The organism is Polaromonas vacuolata (assembly GCF_012584515.1).
In the GTDB taxonomy this organism is placed as follows: domain Bacteria; phylum Pseudomonadota; class Gammaproteobacteria; order Burkholderiales; family Burkholderiaceae_C; genus Polaromonas; species Polaromonas vacuolata.
Map to the genome: position 1 here is coordinate 2,869,002 of NZ_CP051461.1, position 20,460 is coordinate 2,889,461.

Here is a 20,460-nt window from a genome sequence, read left to right on the forward strand (position 1 = left end):
GCAAAATCGAGACATGATTACGTTATATGGAATTCCCAATTGCGACACTGTCAAAAAAGCCCGAGCCTGGCTAGACAGTCAAGGCCTTGCCTACACCTTTCACAACTTCAAGCGCCAGGGCGTGCCACTCGACCGGATTCCGGTTTGGAGTCAAGCACTCGGCTGGGAACGACTGATTAACCGCCAAGGCATGACTTGGCAAAAACTAACTGACAAACAAAAAGCCGATGCAGGCAAACTCGCAGGTGCAATGGCGCTAATGCAAGCAGAGTCCAGCGTTATCAAGCGGCCAATAGTCGAGTGGCAAGACCCCATTACGACGACGATTACGCTGGGTTTTGACACCCAGACTTGGTCTATGCAGGCGGATGAGCTTAAAGATAACGAACGCAGGGCGAGTTTGGCAAAAGCGGCTGGATAAAGCGGCTGGACAAAACGACTAGCCAAAGCGACTGGCTAAAAAACCGTGATGAACACCTTGCGAAGACGAGACGATTAAATAATTGTTTGGCTTTACAGTGAATTTACCGAACTCTCACGAACAAAAGAAGTCCGAAAGTTTAGTCTGCAATATACGTAAAGATAGCCTGTTCAAGTCAGCCGATTATTGCGTCGAACCGTTAGACACAAGTAAAAAGAAGTTTAATTTTTTGAGTCGGTTTTTTGTCAACCATCTCTCACCTTTCAAAGGTAAGCATCATGAAAAAAGTTATTGTCTTATCCACCGCTGCTATCGCCGCCTTAATGTCCATGAATGCGTCTGCCATAGAGATCATGGCCCGCGTCGTCTCCAGCACACCAGTACTGCAACAAGTGGCAGTACCGCATCAGGTTTGCAACAACGAAGCGGTGGTGGTCCAGTCGCAAAAGTCCGGTGCTGGTGCTTTGCTAGGCGCTGTGGCCGGCGGCGCTGCTGGCAACGCCATCGGTAACGGCGGTGGCCGAGCCGTAGCGACCATGCTGGGTTTGTTTGGCGGCGCCATATTAGGCAACAACATTGAGGGCTCTAACAACCAAGTCCAAAATGTGCAGCGCTGCGGCACCCAGACAAGTTACGAAAACCGCACCAGCCACTTTAACGTGGTCTACGAATACCAAGGTGCCCAGTACAACGTGCAGATGCCGCAAGACCCTGGTCAATACGTACGTCTGCAGGTGACACCTGTAGGCGGTATGAATTCGGGTCCACAAACTTATTCGCAGCCAACTTCACCGGTTTACATCACACCGGCACAACCGGTTTACGTACAACCCTCTGTGACCTATATCCAAGAAGCCCCAGTGGTGTATCGGGCACCGGTCTACTACCAACGTCAGTCATACGTATCGCCTTACTACGCCTCGCCAGTTGGCCTATCGGTTAACTTAGGCTTTGGCAGTGGCTACCGTGGTGGTTATGGCGGCCACGGTGGTTATGGTGCTTATAGCGGTCATGGCGGTTATGGCGGCGATCGCCACTGGCGTTAAGCCAAGCCAAGCCGGTTCACGAAACCGCCTTGACTCTCATTGAGCTTTGAATAAATAAAAAAAGGGTGCTGCAAGCACCCTTTCTGTTTTTAAAAACCCTACTGTCTCACAACACCGTCTGCAGTAAAGCGCCTTTAAACAGCAGCGGGCCTTTAGGACCACTGCCCTCGGGTACGCCGCCTTTGGCCTCTAAGGTCACGGCCAACATGGGCACACTGGCCATATCGTTGTGACCGACGGTCAATCTCAAAACTGCGTCAGAGCCCATCACACCAATGGATTTAGGCGCACCGCCCTCTGGCAATGCCCATAGCTGCAATGACCTATCCGGTTGCTCCTGAAAAGCGCCCACGCGTTTGAGCAATAACTGACGATGTTTGGCATCAAAAGTCACCAACATAGACGCCGCCGCCTTGTCATCAGCCAGTACGGCAACATAACGAATCTCTGGTGCTGCATCTAAACGGGTATTCAAGTTTTTAACCTCAGAGCCCAGACTACTGACTTGTTGCCCCAAACTTTGATTCAAACCACTGAGGTTACCCACCATAAACAGCGCCGCCACAGCCGCCAGCGTACCGACCGCCGAAGCGCCGCGCCACAGACTCAAGTTGGCCCACCAACTGAGCGAAGGCTTGGCTAGGTTGCGAGCCGTCTGCATAGCTCTGGCCTGCTTTTCAGCTTGGACTAAGTTGTTAATCCGCGTCCACACCAGAGGGTTAGGCGCAATATCGGGCTGCAGTTCAGTTACCGAAGCCAGCTGACCCTGCCACAGCAGCGCTGCTGCGCGCACAGAGGCATTCACTCTGGCGAGTTCTTCAAAGCGCCGGCGCGCGCCGCCGCGCAGCGTACCCAACGCATAACTCGCTGCTAGCTGATCGACCAAAGTCGGGTTTCGCGTGATATTCATACGCCGCCTGTGTGTAAAGTTTTCACTGTCATATTAATTTCAACTCCAAATCAAAATCCATCAAAGGTTGACCCTTCAAGCAACCTTTGTCATGCATTCACGCAATTGCGCCAATCCGCGCCGTATCCATGTCTTTACTGTGCCCAGCGGCAGCTTGAGCTGCTCGGATAATTCCGCATGACTCATGTCACGCAAATAAGCCAAACTCACTACTTCGCGCTGCTTGTTCTCTAACAAACTCAAGCAGTGCTGCAAGGCTAGTGCCTGCTGACTAGCATCCGCTTGATCCGCTGGGTTAGGTGAGTCGCCTGCAACAGTGTCTGAAATCACCTCATCAAGCTCTAAAGACTTATCAACCCGGTCGGACGTGCGTCTACGCAAAAAATCTAAACCACGACTGCGTACAACCAAACCCAGCCAAGCCATAGGTGGCGAGAGCGAAGCTTTATAACTTCCCGCAACACGCCAAATATTTATAAAGGCATCTTGCAACACGTCCTCTGCCCACTCGCGGTTACTCACCACCCGAACCGCCACGCCGTAGAGACGGGATGAGCTGATCTCGTATAACTCGCGTAATGCGGGTTCGTCAAACAGCGCAATACGTTCTAAAAGAGCGATCAGCTGAGCGTCTTGGCTTTCATTATTCATAAACCGATTGTGCTTTAAATAAGATACGCAAAAAGCACGCCCTTGGATTCACAAATTAGTCACGCGCCGTTGAAGATGCTTGGACACGCCGCCATAGCCTAAAATCAAAAATTACTCTGCGATGGCCGAATTCATCACGCGCCAACTTCCCTCTTTTTTTATGCAACATCAACTTTCATGACCACTGAAAAAATCAACAACATCAGCGTCACCACTTTGGCCAACGTTTACTTTGACGGTAAATGCATTAGTTACGGCATCACCTATGCCGACGGCAGTAAAAAGTCTGTTGGCGTGATATTGCCGGCGAGCTTGACGTTTTCCACAGGCGCACCCGAAATCATGGAATGCGTTGGCGGCGCCTGCGACTACAAACTGCCGGGCAGCGACAACTGGGTGCGCAGCGAAGCTGGCGAGAAATTCAGCATTCCTGGCAACGCCAAATTTGACATCCGTGTGGCCCAAGGCTTTGCGGCTTATCACTACATTTGCCACTTCGGCTAAAACCAATAAAAGAAAGTTAGCAACATGTCCACCATTCTTCAAAACCTACCCAAAGGCCAAAAAGTCGGCATCGCGTTTTCGGGCGGCTTAGACACCAGCGCTGCGCTGCATTGGATGAAACTCAAGGGCGCAGTGCCCTACGCCTACACCGCCAACTTGGGTCAACCGGATGAGCCGGACTACGAAGAAATTCCGCGTAAAGCCATGCAGTACGGCGCCGAACTGGCCCGCCTGATCGACTGCCGCAGCCAACTCGCCACAGAAGGCATTGCCGCTTTGCAGAGCGGCGCTTTTCACATCACCACGGCAGGCGTGACGTATTTCAACACCACGCCACTGGGCCGCGCGGTCACCGGCACCATGTTGGTGGCGGCGATGAAAGAAGACGACGTCAACATCTGGGGCGATGGCAGCACCTTTAAAGGCAACGACATTGAGCGTTTTTACCGCTACGGTTTGCTGACCAATCCAGACTTAAAAATCTACAAACCTTGGTTAGACCAGTTGTTCATCGACGAGCTGGGCGGGCGCAGCGAGATGTCAGCCTTTATGACCCAAGCGGGCTTTGGCTACAAAATGTCAGCCGAAAAGGCTTATTCCACCGACTCCAACATGCTGGGTGCTACCCACGAAGCGAAAGACTTAGAGTTTTTAAACAGCGGCATGAAGATAGTCCAGCCCATCATGGGCGTGGCTTTCTGGAAAGATGAAGTCGAGATCAAACGCGAAGAAATCACCGTGCGCTTTGAAGAAGGCCAACCGGTCGCTTTAAACGGCAAACGCTTTGACAGCTTGGTCGAGTTAATCCTCGAAGCCAACCGCATCGGCGGACGCCACGGTCTGGGCATGAGCGACCAGATAGAAAACCGCATCATTGAAGCTAAAAGCCGCGGTATTTACGAAGCTCCTGGTCTGGCTTTGCTGTTTATCGCCTATGAGCGCTTGCTCACCGGCATTCATAACGAAGACACCATAGAGCAGTACCGCGACAACGGCCGCAAACTCGGTCGCCTGCTTTATCAAGGTCGCTGGTTTGATCCGCAAGCCATCATGCTGCGGGAAAGCGCCCAGCGCTGGGTCGCACGCGCCATCACCGGCGAGGTGACGATTGAGCTGCGCCGTGGCAACGATTACTCGCTGCTTAACACCGTGTCTGAGCACCTGACCTATAAGCCAGAGCGTTTGACCATGGAAAAAGGCGAGTCTAGCTTTTCGCCAGCCGACCGAATTGGTCAGCTGACTATGCGCAATCTAGACATTCTGGACACGCGCGACAAGTTAGGCATTTACACCCGCGTCGGCCTAATCTCGCACGAGGAAAGCGGCATGCCAAGCTTGGGCGCGCCGGAAAGCAAATAAGTTTTTGCGTGTGGTTTGTTGGCCAGAGCCTTCAAACCACTACCGGCTCAGGCTCAAGCATGATGCCAAAGCGCTCGTAAACACTGGTCTGAATCGCTTTGGCCAGCGTCATCACCTCACCACCTGTGACCGGATTGGCTCGGTCACCCCGGTTCACCAACACCAAGGCTTGGCGCTCGTAAACACCGGCTTTGCCAATCGATTTGCCTTTCCATCCGCAGGCATCAATCAACCAGCCGGCTGCTAGTTTGACCGTGCCGTCGACCAGTGGGTAATGCACTATCTTGGGCTCGCGCTGGATGATGTCGGCACATTGCTCCAAACTCACTGTCGGGTTCTTAAAGAAACTGCCAGCATTGCCAATCACTTTCGGGTCTGGCAGTTTGGCTTGGCGAATCTCGCATATCCACTCGAATATCTGCATAGCGCTAGGGGCGCCAGCAGCGGCGTTCCAGCCAGATTGGGCCATTTTTTTCTCTATATCCGCATACCCCAAAATCGGCTTGAAGTTTTTCGGCAAGGAAAAGCGTACCCGAGTAATCAGTGCGCGACCGGCCAAACCAAAACCCGGCTTGCCGCCTTCGCCGTCTATGCTTTGGTGCTTAAAGACCGAGTCACGGTAGCCAAAAGCGCATTGGGCGGCGCTCAGGGTGAAATGCTGACCGCTCACCAAGTCAATAGCATCTAAAGAGTCAAAGCGGTCTTGCAACTCCACGCCATACGCGCCTATGTTTTGCACCGGTGTCGCGCCCACAGTGCCGGGAATAAGGGCTAAATTCTCAAGTCCGGGATAGCCCGACTCTAGCGTCCAGCGCACCAGCTCATGCCAGTTCTCGCCCGCACCGGCCTCGACAATCCAAGCCTTGGCGGTCTCGCCTACTAGCTGTTTGCCCATGATCTCGACCTTGAGCACCAAGGCTTTGACGTCGCCAGTCAGCACAATATTGCTGCCGCCGCCGAGTACAAACTTGGGTACAGCCTTCAGGGAGGGGTTGGACAGCAGTGCATCAACATCCGCATCGCTGCGCACACGCAGCATGGACAAGGCCTTGGCGAGAATGCCAAAGCTATTAAAAGACTGGAGGGGAACATTTTTCTCGACTAACATGGCTTGATTGTCGCATCCGGGCCAGCACCAGCTAGCCCACCACAAAGCCTTGTGAACACGCCGCATTTCGTTTTAATCCTATTGCTAGGTTTTAAGCTTTAAAACCCCCACCCAGATTGCCCACTCATGCCCTCATTTGATACCGTATTAGAAGCCGACTTGGTCAAAGTCAAGAACGCCGCCGAAAACACCGCCAAAGAAATCGCCACGCGCTTTGACTTTAAAGGCACACCTGCCTCGATAGAACTCAAGGACAAAGAAATCACGCTAATTGGCGACAGCGATTTCCAGCTTGAGCAGATCAACGAAATCTTGCGCAACAAACTCGCCAAAGCTGGCGTTGACGTGCGTTTTCTAGACATCGCTAAATCCGAGAAGATTGGCGGCGACAAAGTCAAACAACTTTGCAAAGTCCGCAACGGCATAGAAACCGAGTTAGCCAAAAAAATTCAGCAACTCATCAAAGGCAGCAAGATCAAAGTGCAAGGCGCAATACAAGAAGAAAAAGTGCGCATCACCGGTGCCAAGCGTGACGATTTGCAGGCAGCCATGGCATTAATCCGCGGTGAAATCACCGATTTCCCGCTCAGCTTTAACAACCAGCGTGACTGAACTTTCCCGCCGCCTTGTTCAGCAGACTGTCATGGTCTGCGGTTTGCTACTGTCGGTCCAAGCCACGCTGCAAGCGCAGACGCTGGTACTGGCCGGCATATTGGGCAACAAGGCTTTGCTAATCGTCGATGGCGGCACGCCAAAATCGCTCGCAATGGGCGAGACTTATCAGGGTGTTCGCGTCATCTCTGTCAGCGCCAATCAAGCGATTGTTGAGCGATCCGGCCAGCGCCAAAGCTTGACGATAGGTGATGTACCTATTTGGTTAGAAGATAAAACCAACAACGCCGCGAACCCCAAAGCCACGCGCATAGTGCTCACCGCCACCTCGGGTGGTCACTTTATAGCCAACGGGTCGGTCAATGGCCGCAGTGTGCAACTTCTTGTGGATAGCGGCGCTAGCTTTGTCACCATTAGCAGCGCGCAAGCCGAACAAGCCGGCATCAACTTTAAAGCCGGCCAAGCCACACAACTGCATACAGCTAACGGCATATCCTCAGGCTGGCGTATCAAGCTCGATTCAGTCCGCGTGGGTGATGTGGAAGTCTTAGCAGTAGACGCCGTGGTCACGCCTCAACCCATGCCTTTTTTACTGCTGGGTAACAGCTTTTTATCGCGCTTTCAAATGCTGCGGGATGGCGATCAGTTAACGCTAAACAAGCGTTACTAGCTGCACGACCAAGCACTGCGTTGTGTCGTGTTATCTACCTATATATGAGCGCTTATCGCTAGAGTAAGCAATCTACTTAGTCGATTTTTTTGCGCTACTTGCCGACTTTTTGCTACCTAACTTTGACTCAGTTCCCTTCACCAGTTTTGCAATATTGGCAGAATGTCGCATGACTAAAAGCGCACTCATCACAAAAATAGCCAACGCAATACTGCGCTCTGCATACCAGGGACCGCGGTCGGCCAGTAGATAAAACAGCGGTGCAAAACCGGCACAAGCCAAAGCCGCGACTGAAGAATAGCGCGAAAAAGCCGCGACCAAAATCCAGACCAAAACCGTTGCCAGCCCCAGCAGCCAATCAATGCCAAACAAAATACCGGCCGCCGTCGCCACGCCCTTTCCGCCCTTAAAGCCAAAAAATACCGGGTAAAGATGGCCCACAAAAACTGCAAAAGCCGCTAAGGCCAGCGTGCCATCACCCAAGCCATAACGCAGGCCCAGCCACTTGACCAACACTACCGCCAGCCAGCCCTTGAGACCATCTAACAGCAGTGTGGCAAGTGCTGCGACCTTACTGCCTGAACGCAACACATTGGTGGCACCGGGATTATTACTGCCGTAGCTACGTGGATCCTTCAAACCCATTAAGCGGCTAACAATCACCGCAAACGAGAGCGAGCCAAGCAAATAGGCCAGCAACGCGGCCACAGCCGGGTAAAGATATTCCAAAGCCATCTCCCGATAAATCAATCACTGTCAAAAAAATCTAATCGCATCAAGCGAAACGCTTAACTGGCGATTTTGTCGCTATGAGAGAGCTATCTTCACAGCGCCGGGTCGCGTATCTCCCAGCGAATTTTGTCAATCTCAGCGAGCACCTCAGCACTCAGTTTTGTGCCCCAAGCCAGCACAGCCTGATCGAGCTGAGCCACCGATGTCACGCCAATAATCGTGCTGGCAACTTGCCACTTGGTGTAGCAAAAAGCTAAGGCTAATTGGGTCGGCGTCATACCGTTGGCGATGGCCAGTGCGTTATAGCGGCGCGCAGCGGCCAGCGCTTCTGGCCTGCCCCAGCGCTGCTTGCGTACCGATTCGAACTTAGCGATGCGCCCTTCTGCAGGCGCATCTGGGCCGTCGATACCGCTGAGGTCGTATTTACCGGTGAGCAAACCAAAAGCCAGCGGTGAGTAAGCCAGCAGCGACACACCAGTCCTGTGCATCAACTCGTCAAGACCGTTCTCCACCGTGCGGTTAACCAAGCAATAAGCGTTTTGCACGGTCGCCACGCGCGCTAGACCGTGCTGATCGGCCAGTCGTACGAACTCACTCACGCCGTAAGGCGTCTCGTTGGACAAACCAATCGCGCGCACCTTGCCAGCCTTGACCAAGCCCGAGAGTGCTTGGAGTTGCACCTCGATAGACGAAACCGGTTTTTCTTTGGACGGGTCAAAGTAGACCGCGCCAAAAGCCGGCGTATTACGCGCCGGCCAGTGAATTTGGTAGAGGTCAATCACATCCGTTTGCAGACGCCGCAAGCTGTCGTTGCAAGCGCCCTCGATATCCTTGGCCGTCAGGTCTTGGCTTCCCTTGCGTATCCAATCCATGCCGCGCGAAGGACCAGCGACTTTGGACGCTAACACCAAAGAGTTGCGCGCTCCGGGGTTTTTAGCCAACCAGTTGCCAACAATGGTCTCAGTTGCACCAAAGGTCTCGGCTCTAGCAGGCACGGCGTACATTTCTGCGGTGTCAATAAAATTAATGCCTAGCGCCAACGAGCGGTCCAGTATGTCGTGCGAATCGGCTTGACAGACTTGCTCACCGAAAGTCATGGTGCCCAAACAAATAGGGGTGACGTGCAGGTCGCTGGAGCCGAGTTGAACTTTATTCATGGATATCGCTTGGTAAAAATTTAGAGGCAGGTAAAAGACAAATAGAAGGCACTAGGCCTTACAAAGACACGAGCACTAGCGATTGAGTTTAAAGCCATCGTAGTCGGCATGACGCCTCGGCCTGAATCGCGTACTTGTCCGACACAATTGAAAGCACAATTAATCTACAGTGTTTTAACTGGCTAATGCCGGTCGCGATGTGCCAGCACTGACTGCACATCGACTCAATAAACGCCTCTTAGCGGCCAACTTCCCAAAGGACTTAACCCATGAAAAATCCAATTTTCACCAGCATCACTTGTGCCACCCTAAGCTTGGTCGTACTTTCAGGCTGCGCCAATATGAGTGAGACCGAAAGAGGCACAGCCCAAGGGGCAGGCATAGGCGCCTTGGCTGGCGCACTGCTAGGCGCAGCCACCGGCGGCTCCAAGGGCGCGGCTACAGGAGCAGCACTGGGCGGTGCTGTAGGCGCTGGCGGCGGCTATCTGTGGTCTAAGAAAATGCAAGATCAAAAAGTCGCTATGGAACGCGCAACTGCCGGCACCGGCGTGGCAGTTAGCCAAACCGCAGACAACCGCCTCAAGCTAGACATCCCCAGTGATATATCGTTTGACGTGAATCGCTCAAATATCAAAGCTAACTTTCAGTCAATACTTGATCAGTTCGCCACCAGTTTGAACCAAAACCAGATCAGTACCATCTCCATCATCGGCCACACCGACAGCAGCGGCTCAGACGCAATTAACAACCCGCTGTCCGTTGAGCGCGCCAATGCTGCACGTAACTACCTGATTGACCGCGGTGTTGCGTCCCAGCGTATTGGCACGGAAGGCCGTGGATCGCGTGAGCCGGTGGCGAGTAACGACACGGCTCAAGGTCGAAGCCAGAATCGCCGGGTTGAGATTTACGTGGCTGAGCCCGCACCACGCTAAGCAACTAAGAAGCCACGCGTTGCACCAGAGAGGCGCGGCTCGTGACTTTAAATCGACGCTCTAGCCATACGCGCCGCGAAGCGCGCTTCTTCTTGCAGGCGTAGCACGCGGCGCTGAACTTTGCCGGTAGTCGTCATAGGCAAGGCGTCGAGAAACTCAATTTCCTTGGGATATTCGTAAGGCGCCAACATAGCTTTAACATGGCTTTGCAATTGCTGAGTCAATGCCGTGTCAAAACTAACCGTATCGCCCACTAACTGCGCCCGCGCCGCCGCATGCTGCGGGGACAAGACAACATACGCCTTGACCAACGCACCGCGCTCACTGTCGGGCTTGGGCACAACCGCAGCGTTGGCTACTGCCGCATGTTTAACCAGACAGTTTTCAATCTCACCTGGACCTATGCGGTAACCAGCGGCTTTGAAAACGTCGTCAGCCCGACCTTCGTACCAAAGATAGCCATCCGCATCACGGCGCGCCAAGTCGCCGGTTCGGCACCAACCGGATTCGGATTTCTCGCCGCTTGCATTGGCAAACTTCGCCTCTGTTGCGGCTGGGTTATTCCAGTAACCGAGAAAGAAAATTGGGTCTAAGTCACCATGAATGTCATGTCGGCGCACTGCCACATCACCGGGTACGCCGACTGCGCACTCCAGTCCATCTTCATCAATAACGGCCACTAGGTGACCGGGATAGCCCTTGCCCATGCTGCCGGGACGAGCTGGCCAAAACCGGTCGCAATTGCCCACGACATAGTTGATCTCGGTCTGGCCAAACATTTCGTTGACCACCACGCCGAGCTGGTCCCGGCAGTAGTCAAACACCGCATCTCCGACCGCCTCGCCAGCGCTCATCAAGCCCTGCAAACCCAAAGCGAAATCTTTGCGCGGTGCTGGATAGGCCTTCATCATGGCTTTTAACGCGGTGGGGAACAAAAAGCTGTGCGTCACGCCTTCGCTGACCATGAGCTCGAACGCCAGCTTAGGGCTAAAGCGTCCGTTAAAGGCAACGATGGGCCGGCCAAAATACAGCGTCGGCAGCAGCGCATCCATTAGCCCGCCAGTCCAAGCCCAGTCGGCCGGGCTCCAAAAAACAGCATCAGAATGGGCATTGTCTTGACCATCAAAGCCAAACCAGTTCTGGCTACACACAAAACCAGACAAATTGCCTATCAATGCGCGATGCGGTATCAACGCGCCTTTGGGTTGACCAGTCGTGCCGCTGGTGTAAATCAGTATCGCGGCCTCGTCGGCCCGGGTCTGCGCCAACTTAAAAGCCCGCGGCTTGCCAACGCCCGCCACAAAGTCACTGTCGCCCCGACCGCAGGCCGCGCCCACCGCTACGATGTGCAGCAACTGCGGGCATTCGCCGCGCACGGCTAACAGACTTTCAATAGCGCTCTCGTCCGCAACGGCAAGCACCGCCCCACTGTCTTGCAACCTAAAAGCCAGCGCCTCGGGGCCGAACAACATAGACAAAGGCATGGCGATTGCGCCCATTTGCAGCACGGCCATGAACGCAACCGCGGTCTCAAAACGCTGCGGCATAACGATGGCTACCCTATCGCCACGCGTCACACCCAGCGCCTTGAGCTGATAACTCAGCAAGTCAGCCGCCTGCTGCAATTGGGCATAACTGTGTACCAGTGTGGTGGCGCCGGTTTGGTAGGTGCGAATCGCTGGTGAATGCTGGGTTTCGGCCTTCGCCCAGCGGCCGCAGCAGGCCTGAGCGATATTGAAAAATTCGTCGACTTGCCAACCAAAACCTTGATGTAAGGCATGGTAGTGGTCGACTCTGGCTATGCCGTTAGCAGGCAGTGCGGCTTGGCTTGCCCTTTTTATTACTTTGTTTTGACCGTGCTTCAAACCAACTCCTCATATGATTGACAATTCAGACCACAAATGTACAAAGAAAAACAAATTTCACAACGCGAGTTTGTTCCAATCCGTGGTCTAAATTACCACGTCCAGACATGGAACAATCATCCCGGTCAAAGCCATACCCAAGCTCCGCTTGTGCTGGTACACGGTTGGATGGATGTCGCTGCCTCTTGGCAGTTCATGCTCGACGCGCTGTCTGAGGCCTTTGTCTCTAAGCGCTTAATCATCGCACCGGACTGGCGCGGCTTTGGTCAGACCACGGGTTTGCAAGCTGAGCAAAGCCTGCAGGCGGATAGCTACTGGTTTGCCGACTACCTAGCCGACCTAGATTTCCTGCTTGACCACTATGTCAAAGACCAAACCGTCGACTTAGTGGGCCACAGCATGGGCGGCAATATCGCCATGACGTATGCTGGTGTCAAACCTGAACGCATACGCCGCCTGATTAACTTAGAGGGCTTTGGCCTGCCAGCCAGCCAGCCAGAACAAGCCACTGAGCGCTATAGAAGTTGGATGAAGGAACTCAAAAGCCTGCACCGGGGCGAGTTTGAACTCAAAACCTATGACAGCGTGAATGGCGTAGCGCGTCGACTGATGAAAACCAATCCGCGCCTGTCATCAGACAAAGCTTTATGGTTAGCCGGCCACTGGGCGCGCACGGACGCAAACGGTCAATGGAAAATTCTCGGTGAAGCCGGGCACAAAGTCGTCAGCGCCAATTTATACCGGGCTGACGAGACCCTAGAAATCTACCGTCGCATCAGCGCACCGGTGCTAGCTGTCGAGGCCTCAGACGACTCATTGGGAAAGTGGTACAAGGGCACTTATACACTGGACCAATACCACGAGCGACTCAAACACGTCGCCTCGGTAAAGGTTGAAGTCATTGAGGACGCCGGCCACATGCTGCATCACGATCAGCCAGAAAATCTGGCCCATTTGATAGAAACCTTTTTAGCATGAGCTTGCGCTAAAAACTAATACCGCGACTTCACATGTCTTGCATTTCGGCCCAAATAAACCTATTTATAAAGTCCCTCCCATGACTGGCCAGACCTCAATCGATCAGAAAAAGTTTCACCACATACTCACGCGCAACATTAGTTTGCCGCTGGCTTTGGGCACACTCAGCGGAATACTGTTTCTCGGTCTGACTATGTTTTTGATCTCTACTTTGAACTGGGTGGAGCACACCCAGAAAGTCATGAGTAACGGCAATGAAGTGGGTAGGTTGAGCTCTGAGATGGAAGCGAGCATGCGCGGTTTCTTGATCTCCGGCGATGAGTCTTTTTTACAGCCCTACAACGTTGCGCGAGCGCGCAGCAGCAGTCAAATCTTAGAATTAACCGAACTGGTGAATGACAATCCAGCTCAGCTTGAACACATCAGACATGTCGCCGCTCTGCAACTACAGTGGAACGAATACGCTCAAGACATCATCGCCAAGCGCCGCCAAAATCTGCCTTACCTTGAACTGGTGGCGAGCAAAACCGGCAAGATTTTGAGCGATGAAATTCGCAACGAACTGTCCTTATTTGATGACGCTGAAGAGCGCCTACTCATAGCGCGTAATCAAAGCGCAAAAAGCACCTCGCTATGGATTGTGCTGGGTTATCTTGTGTTTTCTTTGGGTATCAGCGCACTGCTGGCATTAATGGGTAGGCGTGAGCTGGTCAAACTCTCTGTGGCCTATGGCACAGCGCTTGATCAGCAAGACAAAGACGCCCGCGTTCTAGAACAACTGGCCTGGCTGCGCGATGGCCAATCGCACTTGGCTGAGCAAATGATTGGCCAAAAAACGCTAATGCTACTGGGCGAGACGGTGCTGGACTTCAGTGCGCAATATTTAGGCATCGCAGTCGCTGCGCTATATGTCAGGCATGAAAACGGCGACTTACGGCGCGTCGCGTCTTACGGCTTTAGTCTGAATGAGAAAAACTCGGCACAAAGCTTTTACACCAACGATGGTTTGGTCGGCCAAGCCGGACGCAGTTGCAACGTGCTGCAACTGGACGATTTGCCAGAGAACTATCTCAGAGTTGGCTCCGGCCTAGGTTATGGCGCACTGCGTCACGTACTTCTCATTCCTTTGGTTCACGAGGGCGAAGTCAAAGGCGTCGCCGAACTTGGCTTTTTACGTCCACTGGTGGCGCGCGACCTTGAATTTGTCAAACTCATCGCCGGCAACGTAGGCACTGCGATCCATGGTGCGCAATACCGCGATCAAAGGCAAGCACTGCTGGCCCAAGCGCAGCAGCTCAATGAAGAACTGCAAGTGCAGCAAGAAGAATTGCGCACAGCCAACGAGGAGCTTGAGGAGCAGTCGCGAACGCTCAGAGAGTCCCAGATCAACTTAGAAAAGCAAAAAAACGAGCTCGAAAATACCAACCATCAGTTAGCCCATCAAACCATGGCGCTGGATCAAAGAAACTCTGACCTGACCGAAGTGCAAACCGCGCTGGAGCAGCGAGCCATAGAGCTAATCAGTGCAAGCCGCTACAAGTCTGAGTTTTTGGCCAATATGTCGCATGAACTGCGTACTCCGCTTAACAGCTCACTGATACTGGCCAAGCTGCTGGCTGACAATTCTAAGGGAAACCTCGATGCGGAGCAGATCAAGTTTGCGCAGTCTATCTATTCAGCGGGAAATGACTTGCTCAACCTGATTAACGACATCTTAGATATCTCCAAGGTCGAAGCTGGAAAGCTTGAACTGACGCCTGAAAACATACGCATATCCAAGCTACTCGATTCACTGAAAGACACTTTCGAGCCCTTGGCCGGTCAAAAGCAACTTAAGTTTGTACTGAACTCCCATGTCGATGCGCCTAGTGTGCTGGTCAGCGACCGCCAGCGGGTGGAGCAAATTCTCAAGAATTTGCTCTCTAACGCCATCAAATTTACCGAGTCGGGCGAAATCAGCCTAACCGTCTCAGCGCTTGACGACGGCCAGATAGCCTTTGCAGTGTGCGACTCCGGCATAGGCATACCGGCCCACCAACAACAAATAATTTTTGAAGCCTTTCAGCAAGCCGACGGCACGACCAGCAGGCGCTATGGCGGCACTGGTCTGGGCTTGTCAATATCGCGTGACTTAGCCGCATTACTAGGCGGCAAAATCAGCGTCCAAAGCAGTCAAGGCCAAGGCAGCGTGTTCACCTTGCAACTTCCTGCCAAGTGGCATGAGCCTGACCAAGACAAGCCAGATTCATCGGCACCAGACACCCCAGTTGTCCACGCTGCGCCGGCCGTGAAAGCGACCAACCTGGCGAGCCCAAAAGTCCTCCCCGACCTGCTACCAGGGGTGATCGACGACAGGCAGCAACCCCTAGGCAGTCGAGTGGTGTTAATCATTGAGGACGACAAAGCTTTTGCCCAAATTCTTTTCGACTTAGCCCATGAGCTGAATTACAGCTGCTTGGTCTCCCACAGTGCCGAAGATGGCTATAAGCTCGCCAGTCAGTTTGTACCGCAGGCGATTTTGCTCGACATGGGCTTGCCTGACGACTCCGGCCTGTCAGTGCTGCAGCGACTCAAAAATAATCCATCACTGCGGCACATTCCTGTGCATGTGGTCTCCGCGCAGGACCAAAGCGCAGCAGCTCTGCAAATGGGCGCGATTGGTTATGCCGTCAAACCAGCCAGCCGAGAGCAGCTCAAGCAAGTGTTCAAGAAACTTGAAGACAAGCTGACGCAAAAAGTCAAACATGTGTTGTTGGTAGAGGACGATGAAAGACAGCGCGACAGCGTCATGCACCTGATAGGCGACGGCGATGTGCAAATCACTGCAGTGGAAACCGGCGAAGAGGCGCTATCCCTGCTGAAAGGCATAGTTTTTGACTGCATGATTATTGACCTCAAGCTGCCAGATATTCAAGGCAGCGAACTACTCAGGCGCATGTCTAGCGAAGACATACTGTCTTTCCCGCCTGTCATCGTCTACACCGGCCGCAACCTAAGCCGAGCCGAAGAAGCTGAGCTGTTGAAATATTCACGCTCCATCATCATCAAAGGAGCACGCTCACCCGAGCGACTGCTTGACGAGGTCACGTTATTTCTGCACACAGTGGAGTCCGACCTGAGCTACGAGCACCAAAGCATGCTGAAAACCGCTCGCAGTCGAGACCGAGTTTTTGACGGTCGCAAAGTTTTACTGGTTGATGACGATATGCGTAATATTTTTGCCTTGACCAGCGCGCTGGAGCAAAAAGGCATTGCTGTTGAAATCGGCCGCAATGGCTTTGAAGCAATTAGTAAACTAGACGAAGTCAGCGACATAGACCTGGTGCTAATGGACATCATGATGCCTGGCATTGACGGCTTAGAGACGACGCGGCGCATACGCCAAAACCCGCGCTTTAAAAAGCTACCCATCATCGCCGTTACGGCGAAAGCCATGAAAGACGATCAACAGCAATGTCTTAAAGCCGGCGCCAACGACTACTTAGCCAAACCGATAGACCTCGATAGACTGTTTTCACTGCTACGCGTCTGGATGCCGCACGTGGAACGCATCTAAGCATGAGCAGCAAAGACATGGCATTGGCCGCCGCAGAGCTGGCGGAACACCAAACCGCCGAGGCCAACACGCAAATTGAACTGCGCTTACTCATGGAAGCGATTTACCTGCGTTATAGCTATGACTTCAGGGATTATTCGGGTGCCTCGCAAAAGCGCCGCGTACTGCATGCCCTGACCCAGTTCGATTGCCCCACCATCTCCGAGCTGCAGTCACGGGTGCTGCATGAGCCGGCCATGTTTATGCGCTTGCTGCAGTTCCTGACCATACCAGTCAGCGAGATGTTCAGGGACCCGACTTTTTTTCTAGCGCTAAGGCAACAAGTGCTGCCTCTGCTGGCGACTTACCCGTCGATCAAGATCTGGATTGCAGGTTGCAGTACCGGCGAGGAAGTGTATTCGCTGGCCATACTGCTGCGCGAAGAAGGCTTGCTAGAGCGCTGCTTAATCTACGCCACCGACATCAATCCGAACTCACTGGACAAAGCCAGACAAGGCATTTTTCCGTTAGGCGACATCCGTGCCCACACCGTCAACTATCAACAGTCAGGCGGGCGCTGCGCGTTTTCTGACTACTACACCGCCGCTTACAACGCGGCTATTTTTGACAAGTCGCTGCGCGAGAACATTACCTTTGCCGATCACAGCTTAGCCACCGACAGCGTGTTTTCGGAGACCCAGTTAGTGCTGTGCCGCAACGTGCTGATTTACTTCAACAAAAAGCTGCAAAACCGAGCCCTCTCGCTGTTTCACGAATCCTTGGGTCGGCGTGGTTTTCTAGGCCTTGGCAGCAAAGAAAGTTTGGATTTTTCAACCCATGCAAAAAGCTTTGAAGCGCTGGACAAGTCTGAACGAATTTTCCGTAAGCTCTAATACATATGACTAGCCAAACGACTGCACTGCGGGCAATACCGCTCGACAGAAGCCGCCAAGTTAAGGCGGTTGTAATTGGTGCCTCCGCCGGCGGTGTGGACGCACTGCTGCAACTGCTGACCAGTCTGCCGGCGGATTTTCGCCTACCCGTGATCAGCGTACTGCACTTGCCGCAAAGTCGGGGCAGTCAGTTAGCCGCTATTTTCCAGCAGCGCACAACGCTGCGCGTGCGCGAAGCGGCTGACAAAGAATCGATTTGCCCGGCAACACTGTATTTCGCCGCCAGCGGTTACCACTTGTCGATAGAGTCAGACCACAGCTTTTCGCTCAGCAATGAAGATCAGCAACATTTTTCAAGACCGTCCATCGACTTGCTAATGCTGTCGGCGGCTGATGCTTACGGCGTCAATCTGGCCGGTATTGTGCTGACTGGCGCCAATCAAGATGGCGCAGCAGGGCTGGCCAGAATTCACCGCTGCGGCGGGCTCACCGTGGTGCAAGACCCGCTAGAGGCACAAGTCGCCACCATGCCCGAAGCTGCCATACGCGCGCAGCAACCCGACCTAATCCTCGGTCTAAAAGATATTGGCAGATTACTGCTTCAACTGGACAAAAATTCATGCTGACCGATAACAAAACCAAACTGTTGATAGTCGATGATTTGGCCGAGAATTTACTCGCTCTAGAAGCCGTTTTGCGCCAAGACGATCGCCTTATATTTCAGGCTAAGTCGGGCGAGCAGGCGCTGGCTTTGCTTCTCGATCATGATTTCGCATTGGCCATTCTCGACGTACAAATGCCAGACATGAACGGTTTTGAGCTCGCCGAACTCATGCGCGGCACAGAGAAAACTCGTCATATTCCCATCGTCTTTGTCAGCGCTGCAGGCAAAGAGCTGAACTACGCCTTCCGAGGCTATGAAAGCGGTGCGGTGGATTTTCTTCATAAGCCGCTAGACGTGGATGCGGTCAAAAGTAAAGTCAATGTCTTCGTCGAGCTTTATCGCCAGCGGCAAGAAACTCGACGCCAGCTAAGAGCGCTAGAGAAAAGCCGTCAGGTTCAGGAAGAACTTGTCAAAGAACTACAAACCACCCATGGCGAATTGCAAACTGCTGTTCGCATGCGCGACGACTTCATGTCCATGGTGGCGCACGAATTGCGCACGCCGCTAAACACCTTGTACCTAGAAACCCAGCTGCGTAAGCGCCAACTCGACCGCGGAAATACCGCCCTATTCGACGCTGCTTACCTGAGCAAAATGGTAGAGCGCGATCAACGCCAGATTAAAAGCATGGTGCGCTTGATTGACGACATGTTGGACGTCTCGCGCCTGCGTAGCAACCGGCTCTCGCTGCAGCCTACTGAAGTCGATTTGCCAGAGCTTTTAGGCCGAGTAGTAGATGGCCTATCCAACCAAGCCATGGCCAGCGGCAGCAGCATCACGCTCACGCCGGCCGCACCTTTAAGCGGTCACTGGGATGAGTTTCGGATTGAACAAGTGATAGTCAATTTACTCACCAACGCGCTGCGTTATGGCGGCGGAAAGCCAATCGAGGTTAGCATGTGCACGACCCAGGAGGGCGTGCGAGTTGACGTACGCGACCAAGGCGTGGGGATTTCCGAGACAGACCAGCCGCGTATATTTGAGCAATTCGAGCGCGCTGCAGGCAACGACGGTACTGGCGGTTTAGGACTAGGTCTTTTCATCACACGCCAACTGGTGCAAGCCCATGGCGGCAAACTTGATGTGCAAAGCCGGGTTGGCGAGGGGTCAGTTTTTAGCGTCCATCTGCCTTTGATACCGCCCGAAGAAGTGCGTATGTAACGGCGCTCTAGGGCTATTGCGTTTGGCATCGAGCAGAGCATGAGAAAATAGCCTCAAACGCCGACTGGCTACGCCAGAGCCGGTGAGAATCAAGCCTCAAAATCAGACCCATCTACTCGCCACACAGGACCCTCCCATGGACGCAGAACACATCAATATCATTGGCAATCAACTCGCTGACCTGAGCAACCGAGTTAACGAACTCAGGGGGTATCTTTGACTACCTTGCTAAAGAACGTAAATTAAGCGAAGTTAACGCCGCCCTAGATGATCCAAAAGTTTGGGATGTGCCCAAACGCGCCCAAGAACTGGGCCGGGAGAAAAAGTCTCTCGAAGACGTGGTGTTGGTGATTGACCGCCTCACCACAGAGCTGGCCGACAACACCGAACTGTTCGACATGTCGCGCGAAGAAGAAGACGAAGCCGGCATGCTGGGCATTCAGGTAGACGCCGAGAAAATCGCAGTCGAAGTCGAAAAAATGGAATTTCGCCGGATGTTTAACAACCCGGCCGATCCGCTCAATGCCTTTCTCGATATTCAAGCGGGTGCCGGTGGAACCGAAGCCTGCGACTGGGCCAGCATGCTGCTGCGCCAATACGTTCGCTATGCCGAGCGCAAAGGCTTTAAAGCCACGATTGAAGACGAATCCGCCGGCGACACCGCCGGCATCAAAGGTGCGACCATCAAAATTGAGGGCGAATACGCCTTTGGCCTGCTGCGCACCGAGACCGGTGTGCACCGACTGGTACGCAAGTCACCGTTTGATTCTTCTGGCGGACGCCACACCTCGTTCGCCTCGGTGTTTGTCTACCCTGAAATTGACGACTCGATTGAGATCGACATCAACCCTTCAGACGTCAGAGTCGACACCTACCGAGCCAGTGGCGCGGGTGGTCAGCACATTAACAAAACCGATTCAGCCGTTCGCCTGACCCACTTGCCCACCGGCATAGTGGTGCAGTGCCAAGATGGCCGTAGCCAGCACGGTAACCGCGATGTCGCGTGGAAGCGCCTACGCTCACGTTTGTATGACTTTGAAATGCGCAAACGTCAGGCTGAACAACAAAAACTAGAAGACAGCAAAACCGATGTCGGCTGGGGTCACCAGATCCGCAGCTATGTGCTCGACCAAAGCCGCATTAAGGACTTGCGCACCAACTACGAGACATCGGCAACCCAAAAAGTGCTGGATGGCGACCTCGACCCATTCATCGAAGCCTCGCTCAAACAAGGCGTATAAACCTGGCCGGCGCAGCACCAC

General features: G+C 53.4%; 19 protein-coding genes. 13 read left to right on the forward strand and 6 right to left on the reverse strand.

The window, feature by feature from the left end; translation table 11 throughout:
- Nucleotides 1-13 precede the first annotated feature (13 nt).
- Both HC248_RS13080 and HC248_RS13085 read left to right on the forward strand, forming a co-directional pair.
- Nucleotides 14-421: an arsenate reductase gene (locus HC248_RS13080; RefSeq protein ID WP_168922856.1), complete on the forward strand. Its 408-nt coding sequence runs from the start codon at nt 14-16 to the stop codon at nt 419-421.
- Nucleotides 422-699: 278 nt separating this feature from the next.
- A complete protein-coding gene (locus tag HC248_RS13085; protein WP_168922857.1) occupies nt 700-1,467 on the forward strand; it encodes a glycine zipper 2TM domain-containing protein in 768 nt (255 codons plus the stop codon).
- Nucleotides 1,468-1,573: 106 nt separating this feature from the next.
- On the opposite strand, the gene HC248_RS13090 is transcribed toward HC248_RS13085, so the two are convergent.
- Nucleotides 1,574-2,377 carry an anti-sigma factor gene (locus HC248_RS13090; RefSeq protein WP_168922858.1) on the reverse strand — a complete coding sequence of 268 codons (804 nt, stop codon included), beginning with the start codon at nt 2,375-2,377 and terminating at the stop codon, nt 1,574-1,576.
- A 75-nt stretch (nt 2,378-2,452) separates the two neighbouring features.
- Entirely contained in the window at nt 2,453-3,028 is a 576-nt protein-coding gene (locus HC248_RS13095) for a sigma-70 family RNA polymerase sigma factor (protein WP_168922859.1), read from the reverse strand.
- A gap of 177 nt (nt 3,029-3,205) precedes the next feature.
- Between HC248_RS13095 and ppnP the strand changes: the two genes are divergently transcribed.
- Nucleotides 3,206-3,532, forward strand: coding sequence for a pyrimidine/purine nucleoside phosphorylase (gene ppnP, locus HC248_RS13100; RefSeq protein ID WP_168922860.1), 327 nt, complete (start codon nt 3,206-3,208; stop codon nt 3,530-3,532).
- Nucleotides 3,533-3,556: 24 nt separating this feature from the next.
- Nucleotides 3,557-4,891, forward strand: a complete 1,335-nt coding sequence (gene argG, locus HC248_RS13105; protein WP_168922861.1) for an argininosuccinate synthase — start codon at nt 3,557-3,559, stop codon at nt 4,889-4,891.
- 31 nt (nt 4,892-4,922) lie between these two features.
- On the opposite strand, the gene murB is transcribed toward argG, so the two are convergent.
- Complete coding sequence (gene murB / locus HC248_RS13110) at nt 4,923-5,999, reverse strand: UDP-N-acetylmuramate dehydrogenase (RefSeq protein WP_168923840.1); 1,077 nt, start codon at nt 5,997-5,999, stop codon at nt 4,923-4,925.
- A 126-nt stretch (nt 6,000-6,125) separates the two neighbouring features.
- On the opposite strand from murB, the gene HC248_RS13115 reads away from it, so the two are divergent.
- Together HC248_RS13115 and HC248_RS13120 are read left to right on the forward strand one after the other, a co-directional pair.
- Entirely contained in the window at nt 6,126-6,611 is a 486-nt protein-coding gene (locus HC248_RS13115) for a YajQ family cyclic di-GMP-binding protein (RefSeq protein ID WP_168922862.1), read from the forward strand.
- The gene (locus HC248_RS13120) at nt 6,604-7,281 is read left to right on the forward strand and encodes a retropepsin-like aspartic protease family protein (RefSeq protein WP_238342628.1); all 678 of its coding nucleotides are present in this window, start codon (nt 6,604-6,606) and stop codon (nt 7,279-7,281) included. Before HC248_RS13115 ends, HC248_RS13120 begins: the two co-directional genes overlap by 8 nt.
- A gap of 72 nt (nt 7,282-7,353) precedes the next feature.
- On the opposite strand, the gene plsY is transcribed toward HC248_RS13120, so the two are convergent.
- Both plsY and HC248_RS13130 read right to left on the reverse strand, forming a co-directional pair.
- Nucleotides 7,354-8,010 (reverse strand): glycerol-3-phosphate 1-O-acyltransferase PlsY, encoded by a 657-nt coding sequence (gene plsY / locus HC248_RS13125; RefSeq protein WP_168922863.1) that lies wholly within the window; start codon nt 8,008-8,010, stop codon nt 7,354-7,356.
- Nucleotides 8,011-8,105: 95 nt separating this feature from the next.
- Nucleotides 8,106-9,170 carry an aldo/keto reductase gene (locus HC248_RS13130; RefSeq protein ID WP_168922864.1) on the reverse strand — a complete coding sequence of 355 codons (1,065 nt, stop codon included), beginning with the start codon at nt 9,168-9,170 and terminating at the stop codon, nt 8,106-8,108.
- A gap of 269 nt (nt 9,171-9,439) precedes the next feature.
- Here HC248_RS13130 and HC248_RS13135 point away from each other — a divergent pair, with 269 nt between their 5' ends.
- Nucleotides 9,440-10,102, forward strand: coding sequence for a YiaD family glycine zipper/OmpA-like lipoprotein (locus tag HC248_RS13135; protein ID WP_168922865.1), 663 nt, complete (start codon nt 9,440-9,442; stop codon nt 10,100-10,102).
- Nucleotides 10,103-10,149: 47 nt separating this feature from the next.
- Here the strand turns inward: HC248_RS13135 and HC248_RS13140 are convergent, their stop codons facing one another.
- Complete coding sequence (locus tag HC248_RS13140) at nt 10,150-11,919, reverse strand: AMP-binding protein (RefSeq protein WP_168923842.1); 1,770 nt, start codon at nt 11,917-11,919, stop codon at nt 10,150-10,152.
- Nucleotides 11,920-12,003: 84 nt separating this feature from the next.
- On the opposite strand from HC248_RS13140, the gene HC248_RS13145 reads away from it, so the two are divergent.
- From HC248_RS13145 to prfB, 6 genes are all read left to right on the forward strand, one after another.
- On the forward strand, nt 12,004-12,945 hold the full coding sequence (locus HC248_RS13145) for an alpha/beta fold hydrolase (protein ID WP_168922866.1): 942 nt from the start codon (nt 12,004-12,006) through the stop codon (nt 12,943-12,945).
- Nucleotides 12,946-13,024: 79 nt separating this feature from the next.
- A complete protein-coding gene (locus tag HC248_RS13150; RefSeq protein WP_168922867.1) occupies nt 13,025-16,501 on the forward strand; it encodes a response regulator in 3,477 nt (1,158 codons plus the stop codon).
- Nucleotides 16,502-16,518: 17 nt separating this feature from the next.
- Complete coding sequence (locus HC248_RS13155) at nt 16,519-17,373, forward strand: CheR family methyltransferase (protein ID WP_168923843.1); 855 nt, start codon at nt 16,519-16,521, stop codon at nt 17,371-17,373.
- A 5-nt stretch (nt 17,374-17,378) separates the two neighbouring features.
- Nucleotides 17,379-17,999 carry a chemotaxis protein CheB gene (locus tag HC248_RS13160; RefSeq protein WP_168922868.1) on the forward strand — a complete coding sequence of 207 codons (621 nt, stop codon included), beginning with the start codon at nt 17,379-17,381 and terminating at the stop codon, nt 17,997-17,999.
- Nucleotides 17,993-19,198 (forward strand): hybrid sensor histidine kinase/response regulator, encoded by a 1,206-nt coding sequence (locus tag HC248_RS13165; protein ID WP_168922869.1) that lies wholly within the window; start codon nt 17,993-17,995, stop codon nt 19,196-19,198. Before HC248_RS13160 ends, HC248_RS13165 begins: the two co-directional genes overlap by 7 nt.
- A 136-nt stretch (nt 19,199-19,334) precedes the next feature.
- A protein-coding gene (gene prfB, locus HC248_RS13170; protein WP_168922870.1) for a peptide chain release factor 2 occupies nt 19,335-20,439 on the forward strand; the annotation gives its coding sequence in 2 pieces (ribosomal slippage) (nt 19,335-19,415 and nt 19,417-20,439; 1,104 coding nt in all).
- The last annotated feature ends 21 nt before the right edge of the window (nt 20,440-20,460 follow it).